The following is a 16,667-nucleotide window of genomic DNA, read 5'->3' on the forward strand; positions in this document are numbered from 1 at the left end:
GCCCATGCCGGCGATAGATATCGCGAAGCAGCGCGACCCGCTGTTTTCTTAGTGCCGTACCCGGCTCCCATGCAGCCAGTTGATGCTTGCGAAGAGCAGCACGGCGAACACGATCAGCATCGTCGCCACGGCGAGGATCGAAGGATCGATCGAGTCGCGAATCCCGCTCCACATCTGCCGCGGCACCGTTCTTTGATCCGGGCCTCCAATGAACAGAATGACGATGACTTCGTCGAACGAGGTCGCGAAAGCGAAGACGCTGCCGGTTGCAACCGCTGGCGTGATGAGCGGTAAGGTCACGCGCCTGAATGTGATCCAGGGCGTCGCCCCGAGTCCGGAGGCTGCGCGCAGCAGGCTCTGATCGAACGATAGCAGCGATGCCGTCACGGTGATCACGACGAACGGCGTGCCGAGCGCCGCATGCGCGAGCACCACACCGGGGTACGAGTTCACGAGACCGAGCGGCGCGAAGATCAGATAGAAGCCCGCGGCCACAACCACGATAGGCACGATCATCGGCGAGATGAGGATCGGCATGATCAGCGAGCGCAGCGGAAACTGCGTGCGCGAAATGCCCAAGGCGGCCAGCGTGCCGAGACACGTGGCGATCAGCGTCGACGCCGCGCCGATGCCGATGCTGTTCAGCAGCGAACGCTGCCAGTCCGCGCTCGTGAGCGCTTGCTCATACCAGCGCAGCGAAAAGCCCTGCAACGGGTAGGAGAAGTACGAGCCCGAATTGAACGAGAGCGGAATGATCGCGAGAATCGGCGCGATCAGGAAGAACAGCACAAGCGCTGTATGCAGCCGTACCCAGCGCACGGCGACGCGTTCCGTCAGCACCTTATTGCGTTGTTCTTGCATGTCGTTCCCTGGTCGTATCAGCGTGTTTAACCGAAGCGCAAGCGGTCGATGCCGACGATGCGGTTGAACAGGAAATAGAAAATCGCCGTGAAGATCACGAGATACGCCGAGAGCGCACCGGCGAGGCCCCAGTTGAGTTGCGTGTTGGTCTGAATGGCAATGAGCTGGCTGATCATCTCGTCGCCGGCGCCGCCGAGCAGCGCGGGTGTGATGTAGTAGCCGAGCGCGAGCACGAACACGAGAAAGCAGCCCGCTCCCACGCCGGGCAGCGTCTGCGGAATGTAGATCCGCACGAATGCGGTGAACGGGTGCGCGCCGAGCGATTGCGCGGCGCGCACGTACACCGGCGATACGCTCTTCATCACCGAATAGATCGCGAGAATCATGTACGGCAGCAATACGTGCGTCATGCCGATGAGCACGCCCGCGCGGTTGAAGACGAGCGGCAGCGGATGCGTAGTGAGTCCGAGACCCATCAGCAGGCTGTTGATGACGCCGCCCGGTTGCAGCAGAACGTACCACGCGGTTGTGCGCACGAGCAGCGAGGTCCAGAACGGCACGATCACGAAGAGCATCAGACGGTTGCTGCTTTTTGCGGGCAGGTTCGCTAGCAGCCACGCGACCGGGTAGCCGAGCACGAGGCACAGCAGCGTGACTGTGGCGCTGATCGAGATCGTGCGCGCGAACGCCTGCCGGTAGACCGACGCGTTGTCCGGCACGAACGCGACCGCGCCTTGCGGTGTCACATGCGCATCGACGGCCGCTAGCAGATAGTCGGGCGTCGGCGACGAGGCGGCGCGCTTCAGCAAGCGCCAGATTTCCGGCGAATCCCAGCGCGGGTCGAGCTCGATGAGCGCCGGTTTCCATGCGGGCGGCGCGTCGGCGGGCAACTGGCGCGCGGTGCGCATCAACAGGCTGCGGAACTCGGCCTGATCGAAGTTCAGCCGCCGCGCGACCGTGCCGAGCTGGCCGCTTTGCTGCGCCTCCCTGAGCCCCGCGGCGAGCAGACCGAACATACGCTCGTCCGGCACGCCGCGGCCGTCCCAGGAATCGAGCGCGCGTGTGAGCGCGGGCATGCTGTCGGGCACTTCGTGGTTCTGTACGCTGCGCGCGAGGAGGAGCGCGATCGGCGCGATGAACGTCGACAGCAGAAACACGATCAGCGGCAGCGCGAGCAACAGCGCCTGCACCGATGCGTGGCGGCGCGCCTTTTCAAACGACGCGCGGCCGTCGGCTCTCGTCGGAGAGCCCGGGGCCGTGGCGCGGGCCGAAGCGGGCATGTGAGTAGTCAAGTCGGGCTCTCGTCGGACGGTTGTATTACTGCGTCAGCCACACCTGGAAGCGCTTGTTGATCTGGTCCGCGTTGTCGGCCCAGAAGTTCGCGTTGATCTGCAAGGCGCGCTTGAAGTTGTCGGGCGCGGTCGGCAGATCGGCGAGGCGTTGCTTGTCGATCAGCGCGATCGCGTCCTTGCGCGGCGGCGCGTAGGCGATGTACTTCGACAGATCCGCATACGCCTTCGGCTGCGAAGCGGAGGCGATGAACTTTGCGGCGGCATCGGCGTGCTTCGCGCCCGTCGGAACGGCCCACCAGTCGAAGTCGTAGACCTGCGCGTCCCACACGGTCTTGAACGGCTTGTTCTCCTTCTTCGCGGCGTCGGAAATGCGGCCGTTGTAGGCCTGCGTCATCACGACCGCGCCGTCCGCGAGCAACTGCGGCGCCTGGGCACCCGACTCCCACCACACGATGTTCGGCTTGATCGTGTCGAGCTTCTTGAACGCGCGATCCACGCCGGCAGGTGTCCCGAGCACTTTGTAGACATCCTTGGGATCGACGCCGTCCGCAATCAGCGCCCATTCCATCGTTACTTTCGGCGACTTGCGCAGGCCGCGCTTGCCCGGGAATTTCTGCAGATCGAAGAAGTCGTTGACGGTGGTCGGGGCGGTCTTGAGCTTGCTCGCGTCGTATGCGTAGACCGTGGACCAGACCATGCTCGCCACCGCGCAATCGCTGATCGTGCCGGGAATGAAGTCGCTCGTCTTGCCGATCGTCTTCTTGTCGAACTTCTGCAGAAGGCCTTCGTCGCACGCGGTGATCGCGTCGTTCGTTTCGAGGTCGATCAGATCCCACGTGGTGTTCTTCGCCTGCTCCATCGCGGAGAGCTTCGCGAGGCCGCCGTCATACGATTCGGTCGAGAAGCCGATGCCGGTGGCCTGGGTGAACGGTTCGAAATAGGCCTTTTTTGCCGCCGCTTCGTATGCACCGCCGAAGGTCACGACGGAAAGCGTCTCCGCTGCCTGGGCGGTCACGGTGGTCAAAGCGGCTGCGGCAAGTACTGCGAGTGCGACGTTTTGTGTTTTGACGAGAGTGCGCATTTTAGTTGGCTCCTGCAGGTGCGGTCGTGATGATGGAGGGTGAGAGCGGGGTCGATGCGGGGATCACGGGCGCGCTGCGCGGCGCGCTCATCGCGAGAATCTTGCAGTCGTCGTGGCGCCATGCGATTTCGATCTCGCTGCCGGGCGAAGGCAGCGCATGGCGCTGCGTATTGGGCACTTTCACGACGAAGGAATCGCGCGAGCCGAGCGCGAGGTGCACGCGGTGATGATCGCCGCAATACACCAGTTCCTGGACATGCGCGCACACCACGTTGCTGTGTTCGTCGACTTGCGCGCCTTCGGCGCTCGGGATATGCGCGCGCTCGGGGCGCAACGCGAGCATCGCTTCGTCGCCGGCGCGCAGGCCGGGTTCGCTGCGGCCGCGAATGACGCTGCCGTCGGACAGCGCGAGCGTCGCCCAGTCCTCGCCCACACTGACCACGCGGCCGGTCAAGCCGTTGTTCTCGCCGACGAAGTTCGCGACGAAGGCGTTCTGTGCGTTCTCGTAGAGTTCGCTCGGCGTGGCGGCCTGCTGAATCCGGCCATCGGAGAATACGGCGACGCGGTCCGACATGGTCAGCGCTTCGGCCTGATCGTGCGTCACGTACACGATCGTGAGCGACAACTCGCGATGCAAACGCATGATTTCGTATTGCATGGTTTCGCGCAGGCGCTTGTCGAGCGCGCCGAGCGGTTCGTCCATCAGCACGACGCTCGGCTCGAACACGAGAGCGCGCGCGAGCGCCACGCGCTGCTGCTGTCCGCCTGAGAGTTGCGCGGGACGCCGGTTCGCCAGATGCGGCAGTTCGATCATTTCAAGCGCGCGCTGCACGCGCTTTTTCTGCTCGGCACGGCTCACGCGCCGCACGGATAGCGGAAACGCTACGTTCTCCGCAATCGTCAGATGGGGAAACAGCGCGTAGTTCTGAAACACCATGCCGATGTCACGCTGATGCGGCGGCTTGTCGTCGAGCCGCCGGCCGTCGAGGCGAATCTCGCCGTGCGTGGGCGATTCGAATCCCGCGAGCATCATGAGCGTGGTCGTCTTGCCCGAGCCGGACGGGCCGAGCAGCGACAGGAATTCTCCCTTGCGCACGTCGAGGTTCAAGTCGTCGACGACGTATTGGGCGCCGTCGTACGATTTGCTCACGCCCGAGAACGAAATGAAGGAAGGGTTTGACATCGTGATCGCGTCCTGTCGATGGTGCGTCGTAATCAATGCGTGCCGGTCTGCGCGGCGCCGATCTTGCCGGCGATATAGCGCGCGAAGTCATAGTTGGGACGCTCGAGCGGGCTCAGGTGACCAGGCTTCGCGAGCGGCGCATGCACGCCGCGGAACACGGCTTCCACGCCGCGTTTGTCTTCCGCGTTCACTTCATCGAGCAGCTTCTTCAGCGTAGTCATATGGGCGTTGGCCTCGGGATCGGCGATGAACTCCGGTGCAAGGCCGCCGCCGAAGCGGATATGCACATGCTCCACGCCTTGCGGCTGCAGCACGAGATACCAGAAGTAACCCGGCGTGAGCGTGACGAGATGCGTCGGGTAGATTGCAAGCAGCGCCGTGGTCTTGCGCCAGTGTCCCGTGAGGCGCGTGTTCGCCGGATGCGCGTTGCCGATGGGCAAGGACGCTTCCTTGGTGATCCAGTGGTAATTGAAGGCGGGATAGCCCGGCGGGCATTCCATTTCCTCGAGCCGCGAATGCGGCCCTACCGTCGCGCGATGCAGCATGGGCAGGTGATAGCTTTCCATGAAGTTTTCCGCGAGGATCTTCCAGTTCGTGTTCCACACGTGCTCTTCATGGAAGGTCTCGATATAGTCCGACATACCGTATGCGCCGATCAGCTCGTTCAGTTCGGCGAGCTGCGTGCGAACGGGCGGCGCGTGTTCGTCGAGCGTCACGTAGATCCAGCCTTGCCATTCTTCACAGCGCACGCTAGGTAACCGATAGCTTTCCTTGCAGAAGCTCTCCTGCCGATCCATGAGTGGTGCGCCTTGCAGCGCGCCGTCCAGCGAATAGTTCCAGGCGTGATATGGGCAGACGATTCGACGCACGTTGCCGCGTCCTTCGAGCAGCACCGACATGCGATGCAGGCACACGTTCGACATCGCCTTGAGTTGCATCTGTTCGTCGCGCAATACGACGACAGGTTGCGCGCCGATGCGCGCCGTCATGTAGTCGCCAGGCGCCTTGAGCGCACTGGCGCGGCCGACGCATTGCCATTCGCGCTCGAATATAGCGCGCTCTTCCAGTGTGAGAAATTCGGGCGACGTATAGACGCCGGGCGGCATCGCATGCGCATCGCCGAATGGCCGTTCGCAACCCGCTTGCAGTTCGTCGACAAGTGCTTGCACTGCGATCGTGCTTGCCGGGTTGGCCATGGTGTCCCCCTTGATTCGTCACGGTGAGAGCGCGTCAACGCGAGGCTTGTACGGCGTGGCGCTCAACATGGACACCAATCTATCAAGCCAAATTGCAAGCCAAAATATTGTTTTCAGATACAAAGCAAAGCTTTTGCCTATGCAGCGTGCGCGCGCTTGACGCAGACAATCGCGCCTTCGTCATCATGCGTCGAAATGCAGCTTCTGGATATAGGTCTCGCAGAACGACGCGAAGCGATGCACAACCTGGCGCGGCTTCATGGTGCGCGATTGCGCGATGCCGAGCATCGTCGCATTGACGCTGTCTTTGAAACGCTTAATGACGAACTCTTCACCATCCACGGTGCGATTCGATTTGAGCGGAAAGTTCAGCAGGCTATAGCCCAGACCGTTGGCCACCATGCCGCGCACGACTTCCGGCTGCGAGGAACGAAACGCGGGCACGGGACGGCTGCCGACCGCATCGAAGAGTGCGGCGAAGTACTCGCGGCTGTGCGGCAGATCAAGCATCACATACGGTTCGGGCAGGAGGTCCGCGAGCGATACCTTGCGAGCGCGCGCCAGACGATGCGTCCTCGGCAGGATCGCATAAGGCGGCAGCGAGAGCAGCGGCGTGAAGGCGATGTCGTCAGTCAGGTCTAGGCTGTAGGTGAGGGCAATGTCGAGCGAGCCGTCGTGCAGGCCGCGCAACAGGCCGTCCTGATGCGCCTCAACCGTGCGAAACGAGATGCCCGCGTGTTCGTCGATGAATCGGCTGATGAGTCGCGGCATTAGCGGTGGCGCGAGCGACACCATGCAGCCGAGTGTGATGGCGCCGGTCATGCCGCCGTCCATTTCCTTCGCGGTGGTCTGCAACTCCTCCGCAAACTTCAGCAGGTTGCGCGCTTGCCCGAGCAGATCGCGTCCGGCTTGTGTGAGCGACAGGCCGCTCGCGTGATGCCGGATGAACAGCTGTACGCCGAACGACACTTCGAGATCCGCGAGCGCCGTCGAGATCGACGGCTGTGAGATGTGCAGGCGTTTCGCGGCGGCGGTGAAGGACAGTACTTCCGCGGTGACCACGAAATAGCGCAACTGACGCAACGAGTAGCGCAACGGGTGACTCTCCATCGACGACGCTCCGTGTTTCAGGTCTGTATTGCGCGGCATTGTGCAGCGGTCAAAAAGCCTTGCATAGGTAAATCCGATGCGATGCATTTTTTAAATATATTTTTCAAATTCTGAATGGGCGCGTAGATTTTCACGAGAGACAAACAGACGAGACAGCCGGACCAGGCGACAACGCACCGCCGCAAAACACTGCCGGGTCCGCAGCGATCGCGGGCGCTTAAAGCCGCGACGCCGCGATCGAATCGAAATATCCGCCTCTTTTAGAAGGACACAGCCATGACAGTGGAAACAACGTCAATCGACACGCTCGTAGTCGGCGCCGGTCAGGCCGGCGTCGCCATCAGCGAACATCTGAGCAAGCTTGGCGTGCCGCATCTCGTGCTGGAACGCGCCCGTATCGCCGAGCGCTGGCGCACGGGACGCTGGGATTCGCTGGTTGCCAATGGCCCCGCGTGGCACGATCGTTTTCCCAATCTCGAGTTCGCGGACTTCGACCCGAACGCATTCGCTTCGAAGGAGCAGGTCGCGGATTATTTCGTCGCCTATGCGAAGAAATTCGAAGCGCCGATCCGCACCGGCGTGGAAGTGAAGCAGGTGGTGCGCAATGCTGAGCGGCAGGGCTTCACCGTCGAAACCTCGGAAGGCACGATTGAGGCCAATCGTGTCGTGGTCGCAACCGGGCCATTCCAGCGCGCGGTCATTCCGCCCATCGCGCCGCAAGATCCGGATCTCACGCAGATTCATTCCGCCGACTATCGCAATCCTGATCAATTGCCCGAAGGGGGCGTACTGGTGGTGGGTGCGGGCTCGTCGGGCGTGCAGATCGCGGACGAGTTGCAACGTGCGGGCAAGCGCGTTTATCTGTCGGTCGGCGCGCACGATCGTCCGCCGCGCGCCTATCGCGGCCGCGACTTTTGCTGGTGGCTCGGCGTGCTCGGCGAATGGGATGCCGAGGTCATGAAGCCGGGCAGGGAGCACGTCACGATTGCGGTGAGCGGTTCGCGCGGCGGCCATACAGTGGACTTCCGCCGTCTCGCGAATCAGGGCATCACGCTGGTGGGTCTGACGAAATCGTTCGATGACGGCGTGGTGACCTTCGAAGCGGATCTCGCGGAGAACATCGCGCGCGGCGACGAAAACTATCTGTCGCTGCTCGACGCCGCTGACGCCTACGCCGAGCGCAACGGTCTCGATCTTCCCGAAGAACCCGAAGCGCGCGTCATTCCCGCGGATCCGGAATGCGTGGCGCACCCGTTGCACGATCTCGATCTGGCGAAAGCCGGCGTGACGTCGATTGTCTGGGCGACCGGCTATGCCGTCGATTTCAGCTGGTTGAACGTCAACGCGTTCGATGAAAAGGGTAAGCCGAAACATCAGCGTGGCGTATCGAAAGAGCCTGGCGTTTATTTCCTCGGTCTGCCCTGGCTGTCGCGCCGAGGCTCCGCATTCATCTGGGGCGTGTGGCACGACGCGAAGCACATTGCCGATCACATCGTCACGCAGCGCAAATACGCGGCTTATTACGGCGACGCGCAACAGCAGTCGCAGAGCCGCAGCGAGGAAAGCGTTGAAAACACCTCCGCCGGTTCGCGCGTCCACAAAGTCAGCGAGATGGGCGTGAGTTGATACGTACGCCTGTCTAATCCGCGATCCATTTCCTCCTAACATTCAGGTGCATTGATGAACCAGCCTACGCATACCCGTATCCGCATGTTCAACACGAAGGACACGTATCCGAACCAGACGCTCGACAACGATCTTTGCCAGGCCGTGCGCGCCGGCAACACGGTTTACGTGCGCGGTCAGGTGGGTACGGACTTCGACGGCCGCCTGGTCGGCATCGGCGATCCACGCGCCCAGGCCGAGCAGGCGATGAAGAACGTCAAACAGTTGCTGGAAGAAGCAGGCAGCGACCTGTCTCACATCGTCAAGACGACGACGTTCCTGACCGACGTCCGCTATCGCGAGCCGGTCTATCAGGAAGTCGGAAAGTGGTTGAAGGGCGTGTTTCCTATTTCGACCGGCCTGGTGGTGGTCGCGTTGGGTCAGCCGCAGTGGTTGATGGAGATCGACGTTGTCGCGGTCGTTCCGGACGGATGGACGCCGCCGCAAGCCTAAGGAGCGGGACATGACATTTTCAATCGTCGGACGTTGCCCCGAAACCGGGCAGCTTGGAATCGCGATCAGTTCGTCCAGCATCGCGGTGGGCGCCCGGTGCCCGTGGCTGCGCGCGGGAGTGGGGGCCGTCGCGACGCAAAACGTCACGCTGCCCGCGCTAGGGCCGCGGATTCTCGATCTGCTGGAGCACGAGCAGATCGATCCCGCCGCGGCATTGGAACGGGCGCTTGGCGCGAGCGAGTGGAGCGAGTACCGCCAGGTCACCGTGATCGATGCGCAAGGCCGCACGGCGTTCTTTAGCGGCAAGGAAGCGCTGGGCACGTATCAGGCCGCCGCCGGCAAGCAGTGTGTGGCGGCAGGCAACATGCTCGCGGGCGTCGAAGTGATCGAAGCCATGCTTCCGGCGTTCGAGCAGGCAGCGGGCACGCTTGCCGATCGATTGCTCGCGGGCATGCATGCCGCGATGGCCGCGGGCGGCGAAGCAGGGCCCGTGCATTCGGCGGCGCTCAGGATCGTGAGCGACGTGAGCTGGCCGATCGTCGATTTGCGGGTCGATTGGGCGGATGACGACCCCATCGGCCAGCTCGACGGTCTGTGGCAAGCGTATCGGCCGCAGATGCAGGACTATCTGACCCGGGCGTTGAACCCGACCGCCGCGCCGAGCTACGGAGTGCCTGGCAATGAATGACCGCTCCAGCCGCGCGCTGCTCGAACGGCTGATCGGCTTCGCCACGGTCAGCCGCGACTCCAATCTCGAGATGATCGAATTCATCCGGGGGTACCTCGATGAACTCGGTGTCGAGAGCGAGCTGTTCTACAACACCGAGCGCACCAAGGCGAATCTGTTCGCGACCATCGGCCCGCGTGAGGGCGGCGGCATCGTGCTGTCCGGCCATACCGACGTGGTGCCCGTCGAGGGCCAGGCATGGACCGTCGATCCGTTCCGTCTCACCGAGCGCGACGGGCGGCTATATGGCCGCGGCGCGGCCGACATGAAGGGCTATATCGCTTCGGTGCTGGCGGCGGTGCCCGGGCTGCGCGAGCGCGAATTGAAGCTGCCGGTGCACCTCGCTTTTTCGTATGACGAAGAAGTCGGATGCCTCGGAGTGCGGCCCATGCTGGCCGAATTGGCGCAGCGTGCGCACAAGCCGGCGCTGTGCCTGATCGGCGAGCCGACTGAACTCAAGCCGGTGCTGGGGCATAAGGGCAAGCTGGCGATGCGCTGTCAGGTGAAAGGCGCGCCTTGCCATTCGGCTTATGCGCCGTATGGCGTCAACGCCATCCAATACGCGGCGCGGATGATCGGCCGCCTGGAAGAGATCGGCGAGCAGCTGGCGCAGCCCGAACATCATGACGAGCGATTCGATCCGCCGTTCTCGACCGTGCAGACGGGCGTGGTCAATGGCGGCCGTGCGCTCAACATCGTGCCGGCCGAATGCGAGTTCGACTTCGAAGTGCGCGCGCTGCCTGGCTTCGACGCCAGCCGGGTAGCCGATGAGTTGCAGACCTACGCCCAGGATGAGTTGCTACCGAAGATGCGCGCAGTGAAGGCCGATACCGACATCCGCTTTCAATCTCTGTCCGCCTATCCGGGATTGGCCACGTCTCCCGACAGCGAAGCGGCGCGTCTTCTGGCGCTGCTCAGCGGATCTACCGAGTACGGCACGGTTGCTTTCGGCACCGAGGGCGGCCTCTTCGATGAGGCGGGCATTCCAACCGTGGTCTGCGGACCCGGCAGCATGGACCAGGGGCATAAGCCGGACGAATTCGTCACCGTGGCGCAATTGCGCGAATGCGATGCGATGCTGGCTCGGCTGGCGGAGTACGTTTCGGCCGCGTCCTGAGACGAGTGCATCAGGGACGCATCAAACCGGAATAAAGCGCTAAAGCGCCAACTCCGGTCGGCCGCTTTGCATGGGACCGGAGTAAGCGCTAAAGCGCTAACTCCGGTCGACATAAACAGAAGGAGACGAACTTGAATACTTCGGAACATAATGCCCCGGCATTGATCGAAAAACACACCATCGGTTATGTGCCGCCCGAAGATCGCCATGGCAAGGTGCGTGATCTGTTCACGCTATGGTTCGGCGGAAATATCGCTCCGTTGCCCATCGTCACCGGCGCGCTCGGCGTGCAGATCTTCCACTTGAACTTGCTGTGGGGCATCGTGGCAATCGTCGTCGGTCAGGCCGTCGGTGGTGTGCTGATGGCGTTGCATTCGGCGCAGGGTCCGCAAATGGGCATCCCGCAGATGATTCAGAGCCGCGCGCAGTTCGGTTCATGGGGCGCGCTGCTGGTCACGGTGATCGCAGGTGTCATGTACGTGGGGTTCTTCGCATCCAATATCGTGCTCGCAGGGAAGTCTCTTCATGGCATCGAAAAGGGTATTCCGGTTCCTGTGGGCATCGTGATCGGCGCGCTGGGCTCGGGGCTGATCGGCATCGTCGGTTACCGGATAATCCACATCCTGAATCGCATCGGGACCTGGGTACTCGGAATCGGCATCATCATCGGATTCGGCTATATCCTCACGCATATCGCGACAGACGACTTCCTGACGCGCGGCGGATTCAACATTGCCGGCTGGCTTGCGACCGTTTCGCTGTCGGCGCTCTGGCAAATCGCTTTCGCGCCGTACGTGTCCGACTATTCGCGCTATCTGCCGGCGAACGTGCGTGTCGCGTCGACGTTCTGGGCGACCTATCTCGGCTGCACGATCGGCTCGACGCTCGCGTTCGTCTTCGGCGCGGTCGCCGTGCTGGCGGTGGCGCCCGGCGCCGATGCGATGGACGCCGTCAAGCAGGCCACCGGACCGCTCGGGCTGCCGATGCTCGTGCTCTTCCTGCTGAGCGTGATCAGCCATAACGCGCTGAACCTTTATGGCGCGGTGCTCGCGGCCATCACGTCGCTGCAGACCTTCGCCTATCGCTGGATTCCCACGGCGAAAGCGCGGGCCGTGCTGTCGATCGCGATTTTGCTCGCCTGCTGCTATGGCGCGATCGGCGCATCGACGAATTTCGTCGGCAACCTGGTCGATCTCGTGCTCGCGTTGCTGGTCGTGCTGGTGCCGTGGACCGCGATCAATCTGATCGACTTCTATGTAATCCACAAAGGCAAATACGACATCCAGTCGATCTTCCAGGTGGACGGCGGCATCTACGGCCGCTTCAATCCACAGGCGTTGATTGCCTACGGGATCGGCATCGTCGTGCAGATTCCATTTATGAACACGCCGATGTATGCGGGTCCGGTGCCGAAATATCTCGACGGTGCGGATCTCTCCTGGGTTATCGGACTGCTGCTGACTTCGCCGCTGTATTACTGGCTCGCCTCGCGCGATACAGACTATCGGCGCAGACAAACGGCTGCCGGTGTTACCGGTTGTGCGGCGAGACAGTCGTGACTGTTGATGTGCCTGCGCATCGGAGAGGCGATACAAATGAAAAGAGGGCCTCTTCGACGCCAATGTGAAATCTGGCCCACGAGGCCGTAGCAACCGAGCACAGCGAATTGGCGTTTGCCGCACAGCGGCGCCAGTTCGCACGCGAGCGTCCAGATCGTGCTTTTGAGCGACACGTACTGATTACGTGTTTGCCACGACCCGACTCCCACCCGCATAGCCGTCGGCCACACGACGACACTTCGTCCCATCCTCGTCCCTCGAAGTCCGCTGAAACGCCCGTCAAACAAGGCTTGCTGAAATGTGGCATGGACTCTGCATGACATAGCGTCCAGCCGTAGCACGACCCGCCCATTCATCCGACCCGGATGTCCCGCACCGGATGCGCGCCTGGAACCCAGCTATCGCGCCCCGTTCGCGCCGATACGCACTCGACCAGCCCGCCGGCCGGAGGACACGTTGTTCATCTTGTTCATCTATCTATACCCGTTGTTGAGAAAGGCGCTTGACCGTGCTGAACATAATCGTCGTGACGCGTACCTCGCGTCCGCCGGCGATATGGGCGAACTCGAACGCCGCATGCATTGGACGGAGATCGACCGTTGAACCTGACCGTTGATGCAGCAAAAAATAACACGCCCTTTATCGAACAGTCTGGACGCCTGGACATGCGCGCCGGTGTTTCGATCATAGCCAGCCGCCCGCGCCGCGCCGATAGTGAGGACTTCTGCGCTCCGACATCCGTGCGCCCAACTCCGAGTTCGTGACCCCCCATGAATAACACTCTCAAATCGCAAGCCTTCTCGTCCGCGACGTCGGTGATCGCACTGCATTGCTCCGGCTCTGGAGCGGCCCAATGGCGCAAGCTCGGCGAAGCGCTCGGCCCGCGCCATGCGTTCGTCGCGCCCGAGCACTACGGCTGCGATAGCACGGGCCCGTGGAACGGCGAGCGCGCCTTCACACTCGCCGACGAGGCCGCGCGGACCATCGGCATCATCGACGCCTCGCGTGGCAAGGTGCATCTCGTCGGCCATTCGTATGGCGGCGGCGTGGCGTTGCGCGCGGCCGTCGAACGCCCGGAGCGCATCGCGAGCATTACGCTCTACGAGCCCTCGGCGTTCCATCTGCTGAAGGTGATGGGCGCCCACGGCGCGCACGCGCTTGCGGAGATCATCGATATCTCAAAGCGCACCGCCGATGGCGTGACTTGTGGCGACTATCGGGGCGCGGCGGCTTCGTTCGTCGATTACTGGGGCGGCCGGGGCGCGTGGGAAGCACTGCGACCCTCGGCACAGGCGGCGCTCACGCGTTGGGCGCCGAAGGCGCCGCTCGACTTCCGCGCGCTGCTCGACGAGCGCACGCCCGTCAGCGCCTACATGGGCCTTCGTGTTCCGGCGCTGATCATGCGCGGCCAGCACGCGCCCATCCCGACTCGCGCGATCGCCGAGCGGCTGCCGATGTTGTTGCCGGCGGCGCGTCTCGCAATCGTCGAGGGTGCGGGACACATGGGGCCGCTCACGCACGTTGAAAGCGTCAACGCGATGATCGTGCGGCATATCGCCGAAGCGGACGCGACGGCCTTCGAGGACAAAGCGCCGCTGTGCACCGATTAGATCTGGTTGGAACGCGTCTGCTTTTTCGTCTGGGCGCGCAACCACGCGTCCGAAAGCCGGGCGATGTTCTTGCGCGGTTCAAGCGCGTGCACGTGCGCTTGATCAGTTCCGCGACGCGGTCAGCATCCGCAGTTGCTCCAGCAGCTTCACTGCCGGGCCGGGCAAAATCCCCTGCCGCCGCCGGAAGGCCGTCAACGTGCGCCGTCCCACCACGCCGGCAATCGGCAGCGTATCGAACACGCCGGCTGCGGCCTCGGTGTCGTACATCGGCGTGGCCATCCAGCTCAGAAATCCCGCGCGCGTTACCAGGCTTTTGAGTACGGTGATCGAGCGCGTCTCGACCGCGATCGGCGGCATGCCGAAGCCGAGCTCCGCCAACACCTGTTGCATGTGCTCGAACGGACCCGTGCCGCGTGGCGGCACGCACCATCGCTGATCGAGCGTGTCGGCAAGGCACAAGTTTGCCTTGCGCCGCAGCGGATGATCGAGCGCGGCGACCACGTAACTCGTGTCTTCCCACCGGCAATCGGTAATCGCCGTGATCTCGTCGGTGTCGGGCACGGCCATGCTGAGCGCGAGGTCGATTTCGTGCTTCATCAGACTATCGGCAAGCCGATCCCACACACCCTCCATGATCTCCACGCGCAGATTCGGCCAGCGCGCGAGCACGCCGCTCACCGCGAGCGGCAGCACGAGCGTGGCGATGCTCGCCACCGCACCGACGCGTATCGTTCCCTTGGCGAGACCGCGCATGGCGTCGATTTCCTCGCGCGCGTGCTCGGCTTCGCGTTGCAACAGCGCGGCATGAGGCAACAGCGCGCTGCCGATCGCAGTCAGCTGCATGCCCTTCGAGTGCCGTTCGAACAGCGGCGCACCGACCTGATCTTCGAGCCGTTTGATGGTGCGGCTCAGCGCCGGCTGCGTGACGTGCAGCACTTCCGCCGCGCGGCCAAGACTGCCGCTCGCGACGATGGTTGCAAATGCATGTAATTGCTGGAGGTTGAAGGTCATGCTTAAAAGTAATGTCTTTTCCCCGAAAAAGCAATTTCCAGGCAACGTGGAGCTTCCGATAATGAGCCCTCAAGTAACGGCGCTCATCGACAGGAAAGAGGTATGACCAGCAACGCGCCCGTTCAGACGCATCGGGAACTTCGTCTGGGGCGGCAAGGCCGATAGCACGCTGATGCCCGCCACGCTGCCCGATCGAGCCGCTTGCGCGCTCACATACTGACGATGCAGCGTGACCACCGGAACATGACGACAACGACGCGTCGAGACACGCGCGGCTGCGAGATCGCGCGGACAAAACAGGAGACAGCTTCATGACGAGTTATGTACCGCCGGCCAACGCGGTGAGCACGGCAGGCGCCGCCGATACGCCATTCACCGGCCATCAGGCAGGTCTCGAAGAGGTTGGCCATGCGGTCGATATCGGCCGCACGCTCGACGAAGGGCCTTACACCGCAATGCAGAAAATCGTGGTGTTGCTCGCGGCGTTGTCGATCGTGCTGGACGGTTTCGACAGCCAGTTGATCGGTTTCGCGATTCCGGTGTTGATCAAGGAGTGGGGCGTCACGCGGGCCGCGTTCGCGCCGGTGGTGGCGGCCGGTCTGATCGGCATGGGTCTCGGCAGCGCCTGCGCCGGGCTGCTGGCGGATCGTTTCGGCCGGCGCTGGGCGGTGATCGGCAGCGTTTTGGTGTTCGGCGCGGCAACCTGCGGCATCTGCTTCGCGCCGGACATCGTGACGATCGCGCTGCTGCGTTTCATTGCCGGCCTCGGCATCGGCGGAGCGTTGCCCAGTTCCACGACCATGACCGCCGAATTCACGCCGGCTCGTCGCCGCACGCTGGCGGTCACCGCAACGATCGTGTGCGTTCCGCTCGGCGGCATGGTGGCGGGGCTGTTCGCGCACGAGATTCTGCCCGCCTACGGATGGCGCGGGCTGTTCCTGGTGGGCGGCGTGCTGCCGCTCGCGCTCGGCATCCTGCTGTTGTTCACGTTGCCCGAGTCGCCGCGTTTTCTCGCGCGGCGCCCGCGGCGATGGCCTGAACTCGAACGCCTGCTCGGCCGGATGTCGCGGCCGGTAGCGAGCGGCTGTGTATTCGCCGACGCACGCGAGCAGGCCGCCGAAAAACATAACGGTTTCACCGCGCTGTTCCGTGACGGCCTCGCGCGCGACACGGTGGCAATCTGGGTCGCGTTCTGCCTGTGCCTGCTGGCGGTCTACAGCGCCTTCAGCTGGCTGCCGACGATGCTCAGCACGCAAGGCCTGTCCGTCGCGGTTGCGGGCGCGGGACTGACCGCGTACAACCTGGGCGGCGTGATAGGCGCGTTGCTGTGCGCGGTCGTGATCGCGCGCGGCGGTTCACGACGGCCGCTGATTCTCTGCAGCGCGGGCGGCGCGGCGAGTGCCTTGCTGCTGCTCGGCGTGAATATTTCCGAGCACACTGGCTTGCTGATCTTCGGTCTCGGCGTGCATGGCCTGTTCGTCAACGCGGTCCAGTCGACGATGTTTGCGCTGTGCGCCTATGTTTATCCGACCCGTGTGCGGGCAACCGGCACCGCATCGGCGCTCGCCTTCGGCCGGCTCGGTGCGATTGCGAGTGCATTCGCCGGCGCGGTGGTGATCACGGCCGGGGGCGCTTCCTCGTACCTGTGGATGCTCGGCATCGCAATGGCGATCGTGATGATCGCGTTGATGGTCGTCAAGCGTCATATTCCCAGGCCCGGCGTTTGACGAAGCCGGTCCGCAAGGGCGCGGCGAGCGGACGCGACCCACGCTTCTTCGCCATCTGAAGCAGTCAACTTTCCA

At 63.3% G+C, this 16,667-nt stretch carries 15 protein-coding genes; 8 read left to right on the forward strand and 7 right to left on the reverse strand.

Annotated elements, in window-relative coordinates; genetic code table 11:
* Positions 1–48 precede the first annotated feature (48 nt).
* From ACFSNN_RS22290 to ACFSNN_RS22315, 6 genes are all read right to left on the reverse strand, one after another.
* Positions 49–861, reverse strand: coding sequence for an ABC transporter permease (locus ACFSNN_RS22290; protein WP_134455769.1), 813 nt, complete (start codon positions 859–861; stop codon positions 49–51).
* Between the two features lie 26 nt (positions 862–887).
* On the reverse strand, positions 888–2,141 hold the full coding sequence (locus ACFSNN_RS22295) for an ABC transporter permease (protein ID WP_134458788.1): 1,254 nt from the start codon (positions 2,139–2,141) through the stop codon (positions 888–890).
* Between the two features lie 37 nt (positions 2,142–2,178).
* Positions 2,179–3,234, reverse strand: coding sequence for an ABC transporter substrate-binding protein (locus ACFSNN_RS22300; RefSeq protein ID WP_134455770.1), 1,056 nt, complete (start codon positions 3,232–3,234; stop codon positions 2,179–2,181).
* Between the two features lies 1 nt (position 3,235).
* Positions 3,236–4,417 (reverse strand): ABC transporter ATP-binding protein, encoded by a 1,182-nt coding sequence (locus ACFSNN_RS22305; RefSeq protein ID WP_134455771.1) that lies wholly within the window; start codon positions 4,415–4,417, stop codon positions 3,236–3,238.
* Positions 4,418–4,449: 32 nt separating this feature from the next.
* On the reverse strand, positions 4,450–5,613 hold the full coding sequence (locus ACFSNN_RS22310) for an aromatic ring-hydroxylating oxygenase subunit alpha (protein WP_134455772.1): 1,164 nt from the start codon (positions 5,611–5,613) through the stop codon (positions 4,450–4,452).
* 183 nt (positions 5,614–5,796) lie between these two features.
* Complete coding sequence (locus ACFSNN_RS22315; RefSeq protein WP_134455773.1) at positions 5,797–6,723, reverse strand: LysR family transcriptional regulator; 927 nt, start codon at positions 6,721–6,723, stop codon at positions 5,797–5,799.
* Positions 6,724–6,999: 276 nt separating this feature from the next.
* On the opposite strand from ACFSNN_RS22315, the gene ACFSNN_RS22320 reads away from it, so the two are divergent.
* From ACFSNN_RS22320 to ACFSNN_RS22350, 7 genes are all read left to right on the forward strand, one after another.
* Positions 7,000–8,349, forward strand: coding sequence for a flavin-containing monooxygenase (locus ACFSNN_RS22320; protein WP_134455774.1), 1,350 nt, complete (start codon positions 7,000–7,002; stop codon positions 8,347–8,349).
* A gap of 54 nt (positions 8,350–8,403) precedes the next feature.
* Positions 8,404–8,841: a RidA family protein gene (locus tag ACFSNN_RS22325; protein WP_134455775.1), complete on the forward strand. Its 438-nt coding sequence runs from the start codon at positions 8,404–8,406 to the stop codon at positions 8,839–8,841.
* A 10-nt stretch (positions 8,842–8,851) separates the two neighbouring features.
* A complete protein-coding gene (locus ACFSNN_RS22330) occupies positions 8,852–9,529 on the forward strand; it encodes a DUF1028 domain-containing protein (RefSeq protein ID WP_134455776.1) in 678 nt (225 codons plus the stop codon).
* The gene (argE, locus tag ACFSNN_RS22335; RefSeq protein ID WP_134455777.1) at positions 9,522–10,685 is read left to right on the forward strand and encodes an acetylornithine deacetylase; all 1,164 of its coding nucleotides are present in this window, start codon (positions 9,522–9,524) and stop codon (positions 10,683–10,685) included. The genes ACFSNN_RS22330 and argE overlap by 8 nt, the downstream gene beginning before the upstream one ends.
* A 131-nt stretch (positions 10,686–10,816) precedes the next feature.
* A complete protein-coding gene (locus ACFSNN_RS22340) occupies positions 10,817–12,244 on the forward strand; it encodes a purine-cytosine permease family protein (protein WP_134455778.1) in 1,428 nt (475 codons plus the stop codon).
* Positions 12,245–12,544: 300 nt separating this feature from the next.
* Positions 12,545–12,847 carry a DUF3563 family protein gene (locus ACFSNN_RS22345; RefSeq protein WP_244322724.1) on the forward strand — a complete coding sequence of 101 codons (303 nt, stop codon included), beginning with the start codon at positions 12,545–12,547 and terminating at the stop codon, positions 12,845–12,847.
* 167 nt (positions 12,848–13,014) lie between these two features.
* Positions 13,015–13,854, forward strand: coding sequence for an alpha/beta fold hydrolase (locus ACFSNN_RS22350; protein ID WP_134455780.1), 840 nt, complete (start codon positions 13,015–13,017; stop codon positions 13,852–13,854).
* 102 nt (positions 13,855–13,956) lie between these two features.
* Here the strand turns inward: ACFSNN_RS22350 and ACFSNN_RS22355 are convergent, their stop codons facing one another.
* On the reverse strand, positions 13,957–14,865 hold the full coding sequence (locus ACFSNN_RS22355; RefSeq protein WP_134455781.1) for a LysR family transcriptional regulator: 909 nt from the start codon (positions 14,863–14,865) through the stop codon (positions 13,957–13,959).
* A 455-nt stretch (positions 14,866–15,320) separates the two neighbouring features.
* On the opposite strand from ACFSNN_RS22355, the gene ACFSNN_RS22360 reads away from it, so the two are divergent.
* A complete protein-coding gene (locus ACFSNN_RS22360; RefSeq protein ID WP_244322838.1) occupies positions 15,321–16,592 on the forward strand; it encodes an MFS transporter in 1,272 nt (423 codons plus the stop codon).
* The last annotated feature ends 75 nt before the right edge of the window (positions 16,593–16,667 follow it).

It is taken from the genome of Paraburkholderia dipogonis (genome assembly GCF_042680985.1).
GTDB classification, from domain to species: Bacteria; Pseudomonadota; Gammaproteobacteria; order Burkholderiales; family Burkholderiaceae; genus Paraburkholderia; species Paraburkholderia phytofirmans.